Genomic DNA, 17,007 nt, shown 5'->3' with positions numbered 1-17,007 from the left:
CGTCTAGAATAAAGTAAGTGACATGTCAGAATAGAAAAGTATTAAGTGACTATACAAAAAGATATTTGTTGGATACAATAGATGTGAAATTATTTATAAACGAGGAGTATTATAATATGAAATATTATTTTGCACCCTTAGAAGGTGTTACTGGATATATATATAGAAATGCATATGAAACTTTTTTTGGACAAATTGATAAGTACTTTATGCCATTTATCTCGCCAACTAAAAATAAGGGGTTTACTTCAAGAGAATTAAATGATGTATTACCTGAGCATAATCAAGGCATTATTGTGGTTCCTCAGATACTTACTAATAATTCGGAGCATTTTATTGGTACAGTGAACGAATTAACTAAGTTTGGCTATGATGAGATCAATTTAAACTTGGGATGTCCATCTGGTACAGTTGTTACAAAATGTAAAGGTTCAGGTTTTCTTTCACAAAGAAAGGAGCTGGATGAATTTTTAGAGGAGATATTCTCAAAGGCAACAACGAAAATTTCTATAAAGACAAGAATCGGAAAGGAATCCTCAGATGAATTTTATGAGCTAATTGAAATTTTCAATAAATATCCTCTAGAAGAGCTTATAATCCATCCAAGAATACAAACAGATTATTACAAGAACAAGCCGAATATGGTGGTATTTAAAGATGCACTATCATTAAGCAAAAATCCTGTTTGCTACAATGGGGACATTTTTAACGTAAGGAATTATGAAGAATTGATAGAAATGTATCCAAATCTAGATACTGTAATGCTAGGCAGAGGCCTAATTACAAATCCGGCATTAATAAGCGAAATTAAGAATAATAATGCTATAGATAAGCAAGTAATGAAAGAGTTCCACGATGCAGTTTGCGCAGGTTATCAAGAAGTCCTTTCTGGAGATAAGAATGTATTATTTAAAATGAAAGAATTATGGTTTTATATGATACATTTGTTTGTGGATAGTGATAAATATGCAAAGAAAATAAGAAAAACAGATAGCTTAAACGAATATAAATCAATTATATCAAGGCTGTTTCAAGAACTTGAGATAGAAAATACACCTTTGTGTGAATTTTAATATTATGAGCAGTGTTGCATGGAAGTATTTTGTTTATTTGTTTTGCGCTGTTAGAAGAAATAATATTTATAGAAGCAAGTATTAAAGGCTGCCAGTAAATTTGGGAGCCTTTAATTTAAATTACATGTTAATTAGCTAATTATTTCTTTATAAGGGATTCTGACTGCAACTCCTGTGCTGTCAAATTCATATGGTATGCCGTCAAGAGGATTTTTTCTATCTACCAAATTTATTCCCATATTGTAAGATACTTCAGCCATAGCTTTAGCATCTTGAAGCACAGATCCAGTCATAGTACCTTGCTTAATTAAGTCCTGAGCTTCTGGTATACCATCGACACCAACTACAGGTATGGTTTTAGTATTGTCTCCTTTATTATAGCCGTAGTTCTGAAGCGCTTCTATCGCACCTATTGCCATCTCATCATTATTAGAAATAATAGCCTCAATGTTTCTGCCATATTGCAAATAAAGTGCCTCTACTATACTTCTAGCTGAATCTCTATTCCAATCAGCTACCCTCAAATCAAGTTCTTGAGTTCTAAGACCCGCGTTATTGATAGTTGAAATAGAATATCTCGTTCTTTCTATAGCTTCTATGTTATCTCGTTCTCCCATTAGCATAATATATTGCATTATACCGTCATTGTTTGTATCAAGACTCTTATTGGAATTCCATGCATTAATTAAAATTTGACCTTGCAGTGTCCCAGCTTGTGATGCATTTGTTCCTACAAAAAACGCTTTATTATAGGATCTTACGTCTTCTATATTAATGGGTTCTCTATTAAATAGAATTACTGGAATACCTGTTTCTTTAATTCTATCAATCACTACTTTAGAATTATTTGTATCTACAATATCCAACAATATAAGGTCGGTATCTCTTATGTTTAATACTGTATTAATATCTCTACTTTGAACTGCTTGATCATCCATTCCATCGTAAAAAGTAAATTCAACTTTTCCTTGATTATTCCTCTGAATTTCCTCGAAATTTTGTCCAACTAAGGATATATATCTATCTTTAAAATCATATATGAATACAGCTATTTTTATAGGTGTTTGATTTGAAGGAGAAGTTACCTCAGCATTAATATTGTTACTACAATAATTTAACATTATTAAGAATGTAATAAATAATATCTCTAGTGTTGACGCTATTAGCCTTAATTTCCTCATTGAAATCATCTCTTTCGCTTTTGTAGATATAGTTATTATTATCGTTAGGACATATAAATATTTATCTTATTTTATTTGTAAATTACATTACAAGGGAAAATCTTTATTCAATTAATATATTTAACAAATACTAATAATATACTTAAGTATCAGATAATAAGTTAGGAGCGGAGTAATGATAGAAGATGAATTTTTTACTTTTAGAGAATATATGAGAAAAAATCAAAGCCTCTTATCACCTTCAGCTGAGGATTATATGGAAATGATCTATAGACTTTCAAGTAAGAGCGGATTTATAAGGGCTAATGATCTTGCAGCTGCATTGAATGTACAGCCATCTTCAGTTACTAAAATGATACAGAAACTAGCAAATTTAAATTTAATTAAATATGAGAAATATGGTGTAATTATTCTTAGAAGCAGGGGAATGAAAATAGGAAAGTACTTATTAAAACGTCATGATCTAATTGAAGAATTTCTAAAACTACTTAATATATCAGATGATTTATTGGAAGAAACGGAAAAGATTGAACATACTATAAGCAGTAATGTTTTATATGGAATGATTGATTTGATAAATTTTTTTAACAAGTATCCTGATTTGATGGAAAAGTTCAATGAATATAGAAATGTGAAAAATAATAGTAAATAAGTACAGGTGATTCCAGAATCACCTGTACTTATTGGATTGGCTTAATAATAATATTTATTATAATTTATAAAAATAATAATAAGCTTACTGCCATAACTACCATCCCAGCTACAAGGCCATATATTGAAAGATGATGTTCACCATATTCTCTTGCTGAAGGGAGTAATTCATCTAGAGATATAAATACCATTATTCCTGCCACAGATGCAAAGAGTATACCAAATACTAAATCATTAATGAAAGGCATTAATATTAAATAACCTACAAGTGCACCTATGGGTTCAGATAGACCGGATAAGAATGAATAAAAGAACGCCTTTTTCTTATCGCCAGTAGCATAGTAAACAGGTACTGATACTGCTATTCCTTCAGGAATATTATGGATTGCTATAGCCACAGCAATTGGTATTGCTATAGAAGGTTCCTGCAGCGCAGAGATAAAAGTTGCTAAACCTTCTGGAAAATTATGAATTCCAACAGCTAATGCAGTGAATATCCCCATTCTTAGGAGTTTAGTATCTAAATGTCTATTGTTATTATTTATGTCTTCAATTTTATACATGTCATGTGGATTTTCGCCGCTAGGGATTAATTTATCAATAAGTGCAATTAAAAGCATACCAGCAAAAAATGAGATTACAGTAATCCATGAGCCGACTTTTAGACCAAGTTCATTTGTAAGAGAATCTTTTGCTTTAAAGAATATTTCTATCATAGAAACATAAATCATTACACCGGCAGAAAATCCAAGACTTATAGATAGAAATTTAGTATTTGTTTTTTTAGTAAAGAATGCAATAGCGCTCCCTATACCAGTACATAGACCAGCGAAAAGAGTCAATCCAAAAGCAAATAAAATATTATTCATTTTAACCTCCGTGTTACTTATAAATAATAGTATAATACATTTGAATAAAAATAAATATTAGATAACAATTGATATATTTTATATTATACTAGAAAATGGATAAATGTATAAGTAATTTAAAAGCTTTTATGAATAATCATAAAAAGGTTGGCAACTTTTTAGGTTACAACCTTTTATTGAATTACACTAAGCTAATCCTAAGAGTCTAAAAATTATACTTGTCATAAAACACACAGAAATTGCAATGCAAGTAGGAAGTAGAGCTGCAATGGCTGTCCATTTTAAGCTCCCTGTTTCTTTTTTTATTGTTAAAAGAGTTGTAGCACATGGCCAGTGTAATAAGCTAAATAACATAGTATTTAGTGCTGTAAGGTAAGTCCATCCATTATTTAATAATATTTCTCTTAAAGAATCTATGCTATTAAATTCAATCATAGAGCCTGTCGATAGATAACACATCATGAGTATTGGAAGTACAATCTCGTTTGCAGGTAATCCTAATATAAAGGCCATTAATATATATCCATCAATGCCAATAATTTGAGCAAAAGGATCAAGAAAAGCTGCAACATGTCCAATAATACTTGAATCACCAATATATATATTAGCAAGTATCCAGGTTATTGCGCCAGCTGGAGCAGCTATAACTGCAGCTCTCCAAAGTACAAATATAGTTCTGTCAATTATTGAAGTATATAAAACTCTCCCTATTTTAGGAACTCTATAAGGAGGAAGTTCCAAAGTGAATGTAGATGGTACTCCTTTTAAAATTGTCTTAGATAATCCATAAGATACTAACAAAGTTACAGATATACCTATAATAACTAAGGCGGTAACTGATAAAGCGGGTAAAAAACTAAATTCACTTCCGCCTTTTGAAACTAGGAAAACTGTAGCTATAGCTATTAGGGTAGGGAATCTTCCATTACATGGAACAAAATTATTTGTTAAGATTGCTATAAGCCTTTCTCTAGGAGACTCAATTATTCTACAAGAGATTATTCCAGCGGCATTGCAACCAAATCCCATACACATTGTTAAGCATTGTTTACCGTGGGCACAAGCCTTTTTAAATAAATGATCGAGGTTAAAAGCTACTCTTGGCAGGTATCCTAAATCTTCAAGTATTGTGAATATAGGAAAGAATATTGCCATTGGTGGAAGCATTACAGACACAACCCATGCTAAGGTTCGATACAGTCCAAGTATAAGAATTCCGTGAAGCCAGCTTGGGGCATTCATGTTTGTAAACCATAAAGTAAGCTTATCCTCAAGGGCAAAAAGTACATTTGCTATCATTTCAGATGGGATATTTGCACCAGTTATTGTAACCCAGAACACTGCCGCTAAAACTAAAAGCATTAGCGGAATACCAAATATTTTTGAAGTTATATAATTATCAATCACTCTATCTCTGTTCATTTTTGATTTATCTTCTTTTACATATTTATCTCTTACTTCTTCAGCTTTTATATAAATTTCCTTAGAAATATCATCTCTTATATTTCTATTTTCATCATGAAGGTTAGATTCTTTTACAATATTCATTATTTCTTCTAATGAATTGCTATCTATATTGCTAGAAATAGAAGCTATTAATTTTTTATCACCATCAATAATTCTTAAGGCAAGCCATCTAGAAGTTATATTTTGTATATTTTTTTCTATAATAGGTTGAATGGTTTTAATTTTTTCTTCTATATAGTTATCATACATCAGAACTTTAGGATTTGGTTTTATTTGACCAGTTGTAACTTTATATACTGCGTCCTTTAGTTCTTTTATACCTTGTCCGCTCTTAGCTGCACATAAAACTACAGGAATTCCAAGTTCTTGTTCAATTCCTTTAGCATCTATTGTTATATTTTTCTTTTTTGCTTCATCAATAAGATTGATGCATAGTATTACATTTTGCCTTAACTCCATAACTTGAAAGACAAGATTTAAGTTTCTCTCTAGACAAGTTGCATCAGTAACAACTATTACAGCATCTGAATTTCCGAAACAAATAAAGTCTCTTGCTACCTCTTCTTCTACAGATGAAGCAAATAATGAATAAGTTCCAGGAATATCAACTAAGATATTTTCTTTACTGTTATGAGTAAATTCTCCTCTTGCGTTTACTACTGTTTTACCGGGCCAATTGCCAGTATGCTGATGGAGTCCAGTTAGGGAATTAAATACAGTACTTTTTCCAGTGTTAGGATTACCAGCAAGTGCAATAATGTATTGGGATTCCTTTTTTTCTATTTTAAATATGTCTGTTAGTGAACTATTTTTTGTTGATTCAAATGTTAGACCCATTATAGCCTCCTAAAATATAATATTATTATAAAAAGCAGGTAATACCTGCTGTTTTAGCATTCATTAACAGATATTAAAGAAGCTTCTTCATTTCTAAGAGCTATCATAGCACCGCGAATATCATAGACTGTGGGATCTCCAGAAGGCCCTTTTCTTATCACTTCTATCTTTGCGCCTTTTGTGAGTCCAAGAGCAAGAAGTCTTTCTCTTAGCATACCTGTCGCAGACAAATTTTCAACTTTAGCAAAGTTTCCTACTGAAATATTATTAAGATTTAACATATTATTTCCTCCTTCAAATAGAACATTTTAAATTTTTAAGCTAAAAGTTTATTCTTAAGTTAAATATTTTTCCTAAGGCTAACTCTATAAATATAAAATCGTATGGGCATGGTAGAAGTTATAATTAGAGTTAAAAAATAATTTCATATAGGCAAAAAAATTATACTGTACTAAAAAAGTTTCCTTCGACTAACTTTAATACAATTTATGATTAGATATTTAAAAATGTGACATCTGACAAAATACATTTAATTTTATATTAGTACAGATTAGATCTTTTACTTCTTGATATAAAAATAATACTGTAATACTATAAAGGTATTACGTATTATTTATTTAAAAGATAAGGGGACATAAAATATGAACAGAATAGAACTCCTAGCACCAGCGGGAAATTTAGAGAAACTTAAAACTGCTATAGATTTTGGTGCTGATGCAGTATATCTTGGAGGAAATAAATTAAACTTAAGGGCGGCTGCAGATAATTTTACAATAGAACAATTAAAAGAAGGTCTTGAATATGCACATTCAAGAGGAAGAAAAGTACATGTTACCTTAAATGTAATTCCACATGATGAAGATTTGGTGGGAGTAGAAGAATATCTAAGAGAATTATATGAAGTAGGTGTTGATGCTGTACTTATCGCTGATCCAGGAATTATGAGTATAGTAAAAGAAGTTGTACCAGACCTTGAAATACATTTAAGTACTCAGGCCAATAATTTAAATTATAAATCTGCTTTATTTTGGCATAAGGCTGGAGTAAGCAGAGTTGTTGCTGCAAGAGAAATGAGTCTTGAAGATTTAAAAATATTAAGAAAAGAGTTACCAGAAACTTGCGAGATAGAAGCATTTGTACATGGATCAATGTGTGCATGTTACTCTGGTAAGTGTTTATTATCAACTTACATAACTGGCAGAGATGCAAATAGAGGAACTTGTACTCAGCCTTGTAGATTCAAATATCATCTATTTGAAGAAGGAGAGACAGGAGACTATCAAAAAATTACAGAGGGCGATAATACTGTTAATCTCATGAGCTCAAAGGACCTATGCATGATAGAACATATTCCTGAACTTATTGAAGCTGGAATAAATTCTTTTAAAATTGAAGGAAGAATAAAAAGTGCATATTATGTAGCATCTGTTGTGAAGGCTTATAGAGAAGCAATTGATAAATATATGGAGGATCCTAAAAACTATAAATTTAACCCCAAATGGATGGAGGAGATTCAGAAACCTAGCCATAGACCGTATACAACAGGTTTTTATTTTGATGAAGAAGTAAGACAGAGTTATGAAAGCTCCGCATATATACAAAATTATGATATGGTAGGTATTGTGAAAGATTATAATAAGGAAACCTACATTGCAACTATACAACAAAGGAATAAAGTTAATAATGGAGATTTTGTTGAAGTTTTAGCCATAAAAGGCGATAACAAGTTTACAAAACTTGAGAATATGAGAAAAGAAAATGGAGAAGTTATAGAAAGTGCAAATATTCCACAAATGATTTTTACTGTACAATGTCATGATGAATTAAAGGTCGGAGATATAATTGTAAAAAGAAAAGATGTCTAAATCATAGCACCTCATCAAAATTTTCGATAGATCTTATTAACATTTTCAATTTTACAAATGGGATTTGCCCTCTTATAATATAATAATGAACAATAAGGAGGGGAAATATGAACAAAAAGCTAAATACTATTACTATTAGCGGTCTAATGATAGGTCCAATATTAGGATCGGGTATTGTACTTTTGCCGCCTATAGCGATTAATATGCTTGGAGATAAAGCCATTATTGCTTGGATAATAATAATGCTTATGGGTATTATATTTGCTTATATATTTACAAAGATGAGTATACTGACTTCAAGTAATGAGGGAGTAAATGTAGTAGTAGGAGAGAAACTTGGGCAGAATTTTCGTGAACTATCTTCAAACTATTTAACAGCAGCAGTTTGCTTTGGTCCAGTAGCTGTTTTGTATACAGCTTCTGGCTTTATTTGCAATATGATTCCGGGGGGAAATAATTATCAGATATTTGTAATTTTAATTTTGTTACTGCTTAATGTACTTGTTCTATTAATGGGAATAACTGCAATGGGAAGAGTTACTTTAGTGCTTTCTTCACTTACGGGCCTTATTCTTGTTATTGGCAGTATTTTTAATCTTTCAGAGCAAGATTCTATAAGTTTTCCTAATGCCTTCCCGCAAATTACAACACTTGGCTCGACGCTTTTGTTGTTATTTTGGGCCATTATAGGTTGGGAAGTAATTGGAAGTTATGTTGAAGAGGTAATAAATCCAGAGAAGACGCTTATGCGCGCTATGAAAATTAGTCTTTCAGCTGTTATTTTCATATATCTATTGACCACCTTTGCTTTACAGAATAGTACAAGCTATATGGTTACAAAAGAAACAGATATCAATGTAAGCTTAATTCTCATTCCGTTATTCGGTAATTTATCATATATTATTATGGGAATTATAGCAGCAGGTTTATGTTATTCAACCTTAATTATGATATTAGGTGCTGTGACAAGACAAATGGCTTCCAGGGCAGAAAAAGGAACTCTTCCTGCTTTCCTAAGAAAAAAGGAAGAAGAAAGATCTCCCAAAAGAGCATTAATGGTGTTAACTACATTTCATTGTCTAGTTATTTTTCTTATTCATTATAATTATGTTACCGTGGAATGGACTGTAGGAATTGCAAATACTTTTTTTATTTGTAATGCACTTCTTGGACTCATTGCAAGCTTGAAATGTGTAAATGGCATGCTACTAAAAGGATTAATAACACTATTAATAATTATATTAATTATTCTGTTAACTTTTTCGCATTTAATAGGCTGGTTATTATTGCTGGTAGTAAGTTTAGTGAGCATGCATAAGAACATTCCAAATTTCATAGAAAAGTTTAAAACTTTAACTTTCTTTAAGGGAGTTTTATAGAAATACTTCTTGTCTTGCGCAACTAGCAGAAGCTTTAAAACAACAGTTGAAAAATATAGAATAAGATTTGTATACTTACTCAGTTAAATAAATTATATATGATTTTCTGAAGATTTCTATATAAAAACAAACAAAGCGTATTATAATAAATTTAATATAACAATTAAGGATATTTCAATCATGAAATATCCTTAATTGTTATATCATGTTGTGATATAAATCACACTTAAAATATAAACATATGGTTATAATAATATCAGCTAAATAAATTGATTAATAAGGGAAAACGAAAGGAGAAGTCAAGTATGTCCAATTTTGCTACAAGCATAGATGTTAGGACTCTAGAAAGAGGAAGTAAGAAGGATATTATTTTTGAAGCTTTTGAAAAACTAAATTTAGATGAAAAAATGGAACTTATAAATGATCATGATCCACGTCCTCTTTATCAGTATTTTATGTCAAAGGTTCCTGAAAAGTTTAAGTGGGAGTATCTAGAGCAGGGGCCTGAGGTATGGAGAATAGTAATTACGAAGAAATAAGGAATGTGCAGTTAAATCGAAAAAGAGGAAATTAAAACGGATATGCAAAAATTAAGAATCCAATTGAAGTTTTAAATAGAGAAAGGCTAGAAATTTTTCTAGCCTTTTCATATTATAAGAGACTACCATCATCTTCAACGAGTTGTTTTCCAGCCTTGGTAAGTATATATTGTTTTTCACTTGGTGACAATTTAGATGTATTAGAATTCTTAATTAGATTGCATTCTTCAAGATCTTTAATAGACGCAGTTACAAGTTTGGAATGCTTTTTGGAGAATTTTGAAAGAATATTAAATTGGCTTAATGACTTATCTGGATATAATTCAGATAAAATTTTCTTAGCATAGTGTTTATGACTTTCTTTTATTTTTTCATATAACAAATGGTGGAAGGTTAATTGTTTAGCATTCATTCAATACCTCAAAATATAATAATCTTACTAAATTATATGTATAGGTTTACTTACTATATTCTTGCTTAGAGTTAAATACTTAACAATTTTTTATTTATAACTAAACATTGCTAGTTTTTTCATATACAGAAGTTAGATAAGATTACAATAGGAATGCATTTTACTGAACGAATTGATTTAATAAATGCACTTATAGTAGATTTTCGCTTATTGCATTAAGATGTAATTATTAATAACTTTGTTATATAATTATAAAGTAATTTGAGCACATGAAAAATTAATTAACTATGGTGCAAAATAGGCTGCCATACTGGTCTGTTATTTTTTGATCGTGCTTAGAAGAATAGGAGCAATATTTAATGAATATAAGCGATTTAATAATATATAATAAAACAATACCAAAAAGAGAAGCTACTTATGTGGATTACCCAAGTAATTTGTCAACGGAATTGTGTGGATACCTTTCTGAAAAAGGGATTGGTAAGCTATATTGTCATCAGGCAGAAATGTTTGAAAAAGCAATGGAGGGAAATAATATTGTAATAACCACATCTACAGCCAGTGGGAAAACTCTTAGTTTTTTACTGCCAGTTATTCAGGAAATTTTATCAAATCCTCTTGCAAGAGCAATTTTTATATATCCTACAAAGGCACTTGCAAGTGATCAGTATCGTGCCATCTTGCCATACTTAGAATATTTCGGGGATAATAGGATTTCAGCAGGTGTATACGATGGGGATACCACTGTAAATGAAAGAAGCAGAATAAGAAAAAGCGCTAATATTATTTTAACTAATCCAGAAATGATAAATGCTGCGTTTTTAGCGAATCACAGCAAGTTTGGATTTGATTTTATATTTTCTAATCTTAAATATGTAGTAATTGATGAGCTTCATACCTATAGAGGCGCATTTGGTTCACATCTTGCAAATGTTTTTAGAAGACTTGGAAGAGTTTGCAGATATTATATTTCATCACCTAAGTATCTATGCAGTTCAGCAACCATAGCCAATCCTGTTGAATTAGCAGAAGAAATCTGTGGACAGAAATTCATTAGAGTTAGTAAGGATGGTTCACCGGCTCCACAGAAAAAATATTTGCTTGTACAACCTCCGAAGATTATGGGAAATGATAAAAAGTATTATGGGCAAGTACAATCAACCTCAGTTGCTGCTGATTTACTACCTGATTTAGTAGAAAATGATAATAGTTTTATTGCTTTTGCTAAATCAAGAAGAAATGTTGAAGTAGTATTAAAAGAATCAAGAGATAAATTAGAGACGGAGAACTTCTTTGGAGCATCCTTGAAAGATAAGATATCTGGATATAGGGGAGGCTATACACCTCTGGAGCGTAAAGAAATTGAAAATAAAATGATTACAGGCGTTTTACGAGGACTCGTATCTACCAATGCATTAGAGCTTGGAATAGATATTGGGAAAATTGATACAACAGTAATTATTGGATATCCAGGGACCAGAGCATCTTTCTGGCAGCAGAGTGGAAGAGCAGGTAGAAGTGGAAGCGAGTCTACCAATTATCTGATTCTTGATAATCTTCCTTTTGATCAGTATATAGCAATTAATCCAGACTGGCTCTTCGAAAGCGGAAGTGAAAATGCAGTTATTGATAAGAATAATCTTCTAATAGAGCTTGCTCATATACGTGCAGCAGCAGCTGAAATACCATTAACATTAGATGATATTTCTATCTTTCCAGATTTAGGTGAAACAATTCCTGTTTTAATTAGAGCAAGTGAATTAACTAATCAAAGTGGAAAGTTTGCGTGGAGCGGTAATTCATTTCCCGCAGGAGATTTTAGTTTAAGAAATATTGATAAAGCTAGATACAAGTTGATTAATAAAGATAATAATAAAGAGATTACAGAAATGGATGAAATGCAGGCCTTTCGTGAAGTTCATAATGGGGCAATCTATATGCATGATGGTGTTCAATATCAAGTTATAAAACTTGATTTGGAAAGTAGAACTGCATTTGCGATTCCTTTTAATGGGAATTATTACACAATGCCTGGTGGTATCACGAATATAAGGATTATTCAAGGCAGTAAGGATATGGAGTATAAACGCACTAAAGTTACATTTGGTGATGTAAATGTTGATGAAATAGTTTATATGTACAAAAAGCTGCAATTTCATAATCATCAGAATCTAGGTTTTGAACAGTTAGAAAAACCATTATCGAAGGATTATGATACAGAAAGTACTTGGATAATGATTCCTGATAATGTTGTTACAGTATATAGAAGACTGCTTCAAGAAAGCCAAAATGGAATGGTTATAAGAAACAATCATTTTGAAGGTGTGTGTTTTGCTATAAAAAATGCAGCAATGATGGCCACAATGACAGAGCAGGAAGACATTGGTGTTGTAATGTCTAATAATGCAATAGAAATAAGACAAAATTATGATGAAGAAGTATACATGTATATTTATGATAAGTATGTAGGGGGTCTCGGTTATGCAGAAAAGGTATTTGATTTAACTGCCCAGATCATTGAGGATGCAATTAAGATGGTTGGTGGATGCAAATGTGAAAATGGTTGTGCTGCATGCATTGGAGATTATCAATTAGATAAAGCTATGGTTTTATGGGGACTAAAGAATTTATTAGAAGAAATAGAGGCACCAAAAGATATCAAGCTAGTTCAATATGCTCCTTCAACATTTATTAAGAAACCATTCAAGTTTGAAGAATTACAGGAAAAATGGAAAGAATTCTGTGAATATATGCAAGAGAATGGAGATGCGTTTGCTAAGTTTTTAAGCACAATTCCTGAAATTGAAATAGACAATCGTACTTTAACCTTAGTTTTAAATAATGCTTTTTATAGGGAATGGGTGATGGAAGAAAGCAATAAAAAGAGTATAATAAATATCATTTCTTTTCATACAGATGCTCCAGTAGGAATTGAATTAAGAGCTAGACTTGAAGAGACAGACGAAGACAGGAAAAACATAAAAAATAAATTACAAAGAAGATATGAAGATCTTGTTGAGTAGGAGGCTTCTATGCATTATGAAAAAGAATTAAAGAGATTAAATGAATATCAAAAAGAAGCAGTGTTAGATGAAAGTAATGCATGTATTGTAAATGCAAATGTTGGGAGTGGAAAAACTACAGTATTAATTTCAAAAATTATATATCTCCATTATGCAAAAAACATTAGCTATAAAGATATGATTGTACTGACTTTTACTAACAAAGCAGCAAATGAGATTAAAGAAAGATTAATCGCTTCTGATGATAGTATACAATTAGAAGAGCTTGAGGGTTTTGGAACCTTTCATAGTGTTGCACTACATTTGCTTAAAAATGTATTACCTGTTGAAAAAATAGAATACGATAAGGAATTTCTTGTAATAGATCCAGAAGAAGAATTAGATATTGCTATGCAGATCATTCAGGAAGAAAAGCTCAAAATTAAGTATAAGAACCGATTAATAAAAAGGCTAGAGCAGGCAATGTCTATTGAGAAAGAAGAAGAAAAGATTTCACGTTATGATGATGACATATTTAACCTGGTTGAGTTATTAAAAGAAGAAAAAATAAAACAGAATAAGATGACCTTTTCAGATATATTGAAAAATGCAAATATTTTATTAGAGGATTATAAGATAGAGCCAAAGTGGATTATTATTGATGAGGTTCAGGATAGCGATAAATTACAACTTGATTTTATTGATAAATTAAAGAGCATGAACACCAAATTATTTGCAGTAGGTGATCCTAATCAGGTTATTTATAGCTGGCGTGGAAGTTCCTTGAATGTGGTTTATACATTAAAGCATAGATATAATGCAAGAGAACTATCTCTTCCAATAAATTATCGCTCGAGCAGTTCTATATTAGAAGCAGCAAGATGTTTTCAGCAAAATGGAGACAGCTTAATAGGAGCACGAGAAGCTGGAAATAAAATTGTAGTAAAAAATCAATATAACCCATTTAATGAGGCCTGTTATCTGGCAGATAAGATTAAGGAAATACATAATGCAGGTGTGCCATATAAGGAGATTGCAATTTTTTACAGACTTCAAAATCAGTCTCAAGTTTTCGAAGATGTATTTTTAAAAAATGAAATTCCATTTGAAGTATCCATGAAGAAGACTATACGCGACATTCCTGTATTAAACTGGATTATTAAACTATTGCGCTTTTGCGTAAATACTAATGATTTGTCATCCGCAACATATGTTCTTAGCAATAAGGATTATGGGGAGAGGATGACTGAAAAGGCAGCAAGAAAAATAGTGAAAGAGCATAACATAATTATGTCAGAGTTACTTGAAAAAATGTATAACTTTCTTAATGAATGTTCTAACATTACTAAATCAGGTGAGATTTATACTTATTTTGAGTTTGACAAATATATAAGACCAACTGCATCTACATATAATGAAGATAAAGAATCAATTTGTGCTTTACTAGGTATCATTATGGAATATGTGAAGGAAAAGCAAGTTCCATTTTTAAATGGACTAAGAGATTTTATAAACTCCTCAGCATTATATGGTGTTAATATTTTGCAGAAGGACATAACTAATGAGACGGATTCGGTTAAGCTGATGACATTACATGCATCAAAGGGGTTAGAGTTTTCATATGTGTTTATTACAGGTGTAAATTATGGATTAATTCCATTGCATACAAGAGATATGGAGGAAGAAGAGGAACAAAGATTATTTTTTGTTGGAATTACAAGAGCAAAAGATTATTTAGAACTTTCCTATTATACAAATCCTGATTATCAAAGAGTAGCCCCGGGAGAAAGTAGATATATTTACATGATTCCAGAAAAACTAATACAAAATGATAAGGTAAAAAGTGAGAATGTAAATTTACAAGAACTGAAGAAGCAAATTCAAGAGGCAAAGGCTCACGGAAAGAAAGAAGAGGCAGTAGTTACTGAGTCAATAGTTAAAATAGTAAATAGGACAGAGGAAGCAGTAGTTTCTAAACCGGCAGATATATCAGTAGTGGAAGAAATAAATCATGAACCTATTAAATGGGTGAATCACAAGAAATATGGAATAGGAAAAGTTCTTAATGAAGATGATATGATGGTTGAAGTAGAATTTGAGAATTATGGAGTAAAAGAATTTATAAAAGCCTTTAGCGAGCTGGAATTTTTATAAAGTGAAACTTTTCGGATAGTAGTCATAGGTTAAATATATTTTTATATTTGAATGTCATCAGGATAAGACTCTGGTGGCATAATTTTTATAAATTTACAGAAACTAATAGAAATACGTTCTAATTTTAAGTAAAGCAAAAGCATGTTTTAAATAACTTATAAATTAATTAATAAGGTAATATGAACGAATGAAAATATAGGAGGAATAAGAAAAAAGAGATGTTATATGTATTTAGTTTTCTAATATTATTTTGTGTTGGCATTGTATTATTTCTAAAATTTAACCCAGCCTTTGGAAGAAAGCCAACTAATGAACAAAAAGAGTCGTATAAGCAATTTAATAATTATGTTAACGGGAAATTTGTAAATGAAGCTCCGACGAGTTTGAACATGAGTTTCTCGAATATTTTATCAATGATTAAAGATTCGATTACAGGTGATGAAAATCGAAATCCTCATTGTGAAATTCCTGTTGAATCAATTGATTGGGAAAAAATCAAATGTGAAAAGGATAGTTTAACTTGGCTTGGGCACTCGTCTTTCTTACTTAGCGTTAATAATAAAAAGTTGCTATTGGACCCAATTTTAAGTCCTATTGCATCACCAGTTTCATTTGCAGGAAGTAAAAGATATAAATATAGTGAAAATATGATGGATATTATAGAAAAAATTCCTCCTATTGATGCGGTTTTTATATCACATGACCATTATGACCATTTAGATTATCAATCTGTTGTAAAGCTGAATAGTAAAGTATTACATTTCTTTGTCCCTCTTGGAGTAAATTCTCATTTAATGAGATGGGGAATTCCAAAAGAAAAAATTACGGAACTTAATTGGTGGAATGAAATGGATTATCAAGGCTTAACAATTGCTCTGACACCATCAAGACATTTTTCAAAAAGGGGGTTATTTGATTCCAATGAAACTCTATGGGGTGGTTGGATAATTATTGGAAAGAATATACGTTTATATACCAGTGGAGATGGCGGATATGGTTCACATTTTAGGAAAATCGGTGATAAATATGGACCGCTAGATATCACCTTAATTGAGGGGGCTCAATTCGATAGGCGTTGGTCGAATATTCATATGACACCGGAACAAGCAGTCAATGCAAATATAGATGTAAAGGGTAAGAATATGATGTTAATGCATTGGGGTGCATTTACATTAGCTTATCATGGTTGGAAGGAACCAATAGACCGGGCAATAAAAAAGGCAAAGAGATCAGAAGTAAATTTAATAGCCCCTAAAATTGGGGAAACTGTACTATTGGATTCAAATATAAATGTTCCTATTAATTCATGGTGGGATTTTTAATAAAAGATTTACAAATTAAGATGGGAAAAATATATTGTTAGTATGCCTAGGACTTGATGATCTTATACCGGGTGGATTAACCTAATTTTCATATAAACCTCGAAGAACCAAATATAAATATTTCCTATACAGGATATGCAATATTATTGATTCTAATCTTTTCATAAATTGCTTATATTATTTTTCATAAGTAAATCTAAGATAATCGACAGTTTTATTTAATGTGTCTTATATTCAACAGGCTGGTGCAACATTG

Annotated in this window: 13 protein-coding genes; 8 read left to right on the top strand and 5 right to left on the bottom strand. The window is 31.0% G+C overall.

What is annotated here, in order from left to right; translation table 11 throughout:
• Positions 1 to 116: 116 nt before the first annotated feature.
• Positions 117 to 1,073, top strand: coding sequence for a tRNA dihydrouridine synthase (locus D2A34_RS17535; RefSeq protein ID WP_119367432.1), 957 nt, complete (start codon positions 117 to 119; stop codon positions 1,071 to 1,073).
• Between the two features lie 131 nt (positions 1,074 to 1,204).
• Here the strand turns inward: D2A34_RS17535 and D2A34_RS17530 are convergent, their stop codons facing one another.
• Entirely contained in the window at positions 1,205 to 2,254 is a 1,050-nt protein-coding gene (locus tag D2A34_RS17530; protein WP_119367431.1) for a galactose ABC transporter substrate-binding protein, read from the bottom strand.
• Positions 2,255 to 2,429: 175 nt separating this feature from the next.
• On the opposite strand from D2A34_RS17530, the gene mntR reads away from it, so the two are divergent.
• The gene (gene mntR / locus D2A34_RS17525; protein WP_119367430.1) at positions 2,430 to 2,906 is read left to right on the top strand and encodes a transcriptional regulator MntR; all 477 of its coding nucleotides are present in this window, start codon (positions 2,430 to 2,432) and stop codon (positions 2,904 to 2,906) included.
• A gap of 64 nt (positions 2,907 to 2,970) precedes the next feature.
• Here mntR and zupT read toward each other — a convergent pair whose 3' ends face one another.
• From zupT to D2A34_RS17510, 3 genes are all read right to left on the bottom strand, one after another.
• A complete protein-coding gene (zupT, locus tag D2A34_RS17520; protein ID WP_079440512.1) occupies positions 2,971 to 3,774 on the bottom strand; it encodes a zinc transporter ZupT in 804 nt (267 codons plus the stop codon).
• A 186-nt stretch (positions 3,775 to 3,960) separates the two neighbouring features.
• Positions 3,961 to 6,078, bottom strand: coding sequence for a ferrous iron transport protein B (gene feoB / locus D2A34_RS17515; protein WP_079440511.1), 2,118 nt, complete (start codon positions 6,076 to 6,078; stop codon positions 3,961 to 3,963).
• Positions 6,079 to 6,131: 53 nt separating this feature from the next.
• Positions 6,132 to 6,359: a FeoA family protein gene (locus D2A34_RS17510; protein WP_079440510.1), complete on the bottom strand. Its 228-nt coding sequence runs from the start codon at positions 6,357 to 6,359 to the stop codon at positions 6,132 to 6,134.
• Between the two features lie 360 nt (positions 6,360 to 6,719).
• Between D2A34_RS17510 and D2A34_RS17505 the strand changes: the two genes are divergently transcribed.
• The 3 genes from D2A34_RS17505 (at position 6,720) to D2A34_RS17495 (ending at position 9,861) form a co-directional block, all read left to right on the top strand.
• Positions 6,720 to 7,943: a peptidase U32 family protein gene (locus D2A34_RS17505; RefSeq protein ID WP_119367429.1), complete on the top strand. Its 1,224-nt coding sequence runs from the start codon at positions 6,720 to 6,722 to the stop codon at positions 7,941 to 7,943.
• Between the two features lie 107 nt (positions 7,944 to 8,050).
• Positions 8,051 to 9,322: an APC family permease gene (locus D2A34_RS17500; RefSeq protein ID WP_119367428.1), complete on the top strand. Its 1,272-nt coding sequence runs from the start codon at positions 8,051 to 8,053 to the stop codon at positions 9,320 to 9,322.
• Positions 9,323 to 9,627: 305 nt separating this feature from the next.
• Positions 9,628 to 9,861, top strand: a complete 234-nt coding sequence (locus tag D2A34_RS17495) for a DUF2249 domain-containing protein (RefSeq protein ID WP_079440507.1) — start codon at positions 9,628 to 9,630, stop codon at positions 9,859 to 9,861.
• 112 nt (positions 9,862 to 9,973) lie between these two features.
• Here D2A34_RS17495 and D2A34_RS17490 read toward each other — a convergent pair whose 3' ends face one another.
• Positions 9,974 to 10,273, bottom strand: a complete 300-nt coding sequence (locus tag D2A34_RS17490; RefSeq protein ID WP_119367427.1) for a hypothetical protein — start codon at positions 10,271 to 10,273, stop codon at positions 9,974 to 9,976.
• Positions 10,274 to 10,632: 359 nt separating this feature from the next.
• Between D2A34_RS17490 and D2A34_RS17485 the strand changes: the two genes are divergently transcribed.
• The 3 genes from D2A34_RS17485 to D2A34_RS17475 all read left to right on the top strand — a co-directional run bounded on the left by D2A34_RS17485 (position 10,633) and on the right by D2A34_RS17475 (position 16,751).
• On the top strand, positions 10,633 to 13,296 hold the full coding sequence (locus D2A34_RS17485; protein ID WP_119367426.1) for a DEAD/DEAH box helicase: 2,664 nt from the start codon (positions 10,633 to 10,635) through the stop codon (positions 13,294 to 13,296).
• A 9-nt stretch (positions 13,297 to 13,305) separates the two neighbouring features.
• Entirely contained in the window at positions 13,306 to 15,429 is a 2,124-nt protein-coding gene (locus D2A34_RS17480; RefSeq protein ID WP_119367425.1) for an ATP-dependent helicase, read from the top strand.
• A 218-nt stretch (positions 15,430 to 15,647) separates the two neighbouring features.
• Positions 15,648 to 16,751, top strand: a complete 1,104-nt coding sequence (locus D2A34_RS17475; RefSeq protein WP_079440503.1) for an MBL fold metallo-hydrolase — start codon at positions 15,648 to 15,650, stop codon at positions 16,749 to 16,751.
• Positions 16,752 to 17,007: the final 256 nt, after the last annotated feature.

The sequence above is a fragment of the Clostridium chromiireducens genome, from assembly GCF_003575225.1.
Taxonomy (GTDB): domain Bacteria; phylum Bacillota; class Clostridia; order Clostridiales; family Clostridiaceae; genus Clostridium; species Clostridium chromiireducens.
This window is presented reverse-complemented; position numbering and strand designations above follow the sequence as displayed.

Bases quoted from the DNA above. Each gene is read 5' to 3' on its own strand.
- D2A34_RS17530 (WP_119367431.1), bottom strand. From the start codon at position 2,254: ATGAGGAAATTAAGGCTAATAGCGTCAACACTAGAGATATTATTTATT.
- D2A34_RS17505 (WP_119367429.1), top strand. From the start codon at position 6,720: ATGAACAGAATAGAACTCCTAGCACCAGCGGGAAATTTAGAGAAACTT.
- D2A34_RS17510 (WP_079440510.1), bottom strand. From the start codon at position 6,359: ATGTTAAATCTTAATAATATTTCAGTAGGAAACTTTGCTAAAGTTGAA.
- D2A34_RS17495 (WP_079440507.1), top strand. From the start codon at position 9,628: ATGTCCAATTTTGCTACAAGCATAGATGTTAGGACTCTAGAAAGAGGA.
- D2A34_RS17480 (WP_119367425.1), top strand. From the start codon at position 13,306: ATGCATTATGAAAAAGAATTAAAGAGATTAAATGAATATCAAAAAGAA.
- D2A34_RS17490 (WP_119367427.1), bottom strand. From the start codon at position 10,273: ATGAATGCTAAACAATTAACCTTCCACCATTTGTTATATGAAAAAATA.
- zupT (WP_079440512.1), bottom strand. From the start codon at position 3,774: ATGAATAATATTTTATTTGCTTTTGGATTGACTCTTTTCGCTGGTCTA.
- feoB (WP_079440511.1), bottom strand. From the start codon at position 6,078: ATGGGTCTAACATTTGAATCAACAAAAAATAGTTCACTAACAGACATA.
- D2A34_RS17535 (WP_119367432.1), top strand. From the start codon at position 117: ATGAAATATTATTTTGCACCCTTAGAAGGTGTTACTGGATATATATAT.
- D2A34_RS17500 (WP_119367428.1), top strand. From the start codon at position 8,051: ATGAACAAAAAGCTAAATACTATTACTATTAGCGGTCTAATGATAGGT.
- D2A34_RS17475 (WP_079440503.1), top strand. From the start codon at position 15,648: ATGTTATATGTATTTAGTTTTCTAATATTATTTTGTGTTGGCATTGTA.
- D2A34_RS17485 (WP_119367426.1), top strand. From the start codon at position 10,633: ATGAATATAAGCGATTTAATAATATATAATAAAACAATACCAAAAAGA.
- mntR (WP_119367430.1), top strand. From the start codon at position 2,430: ATGATAGAAGATGAATTTTTTACTTTTAGAGAATATATGAGAAAAAAT.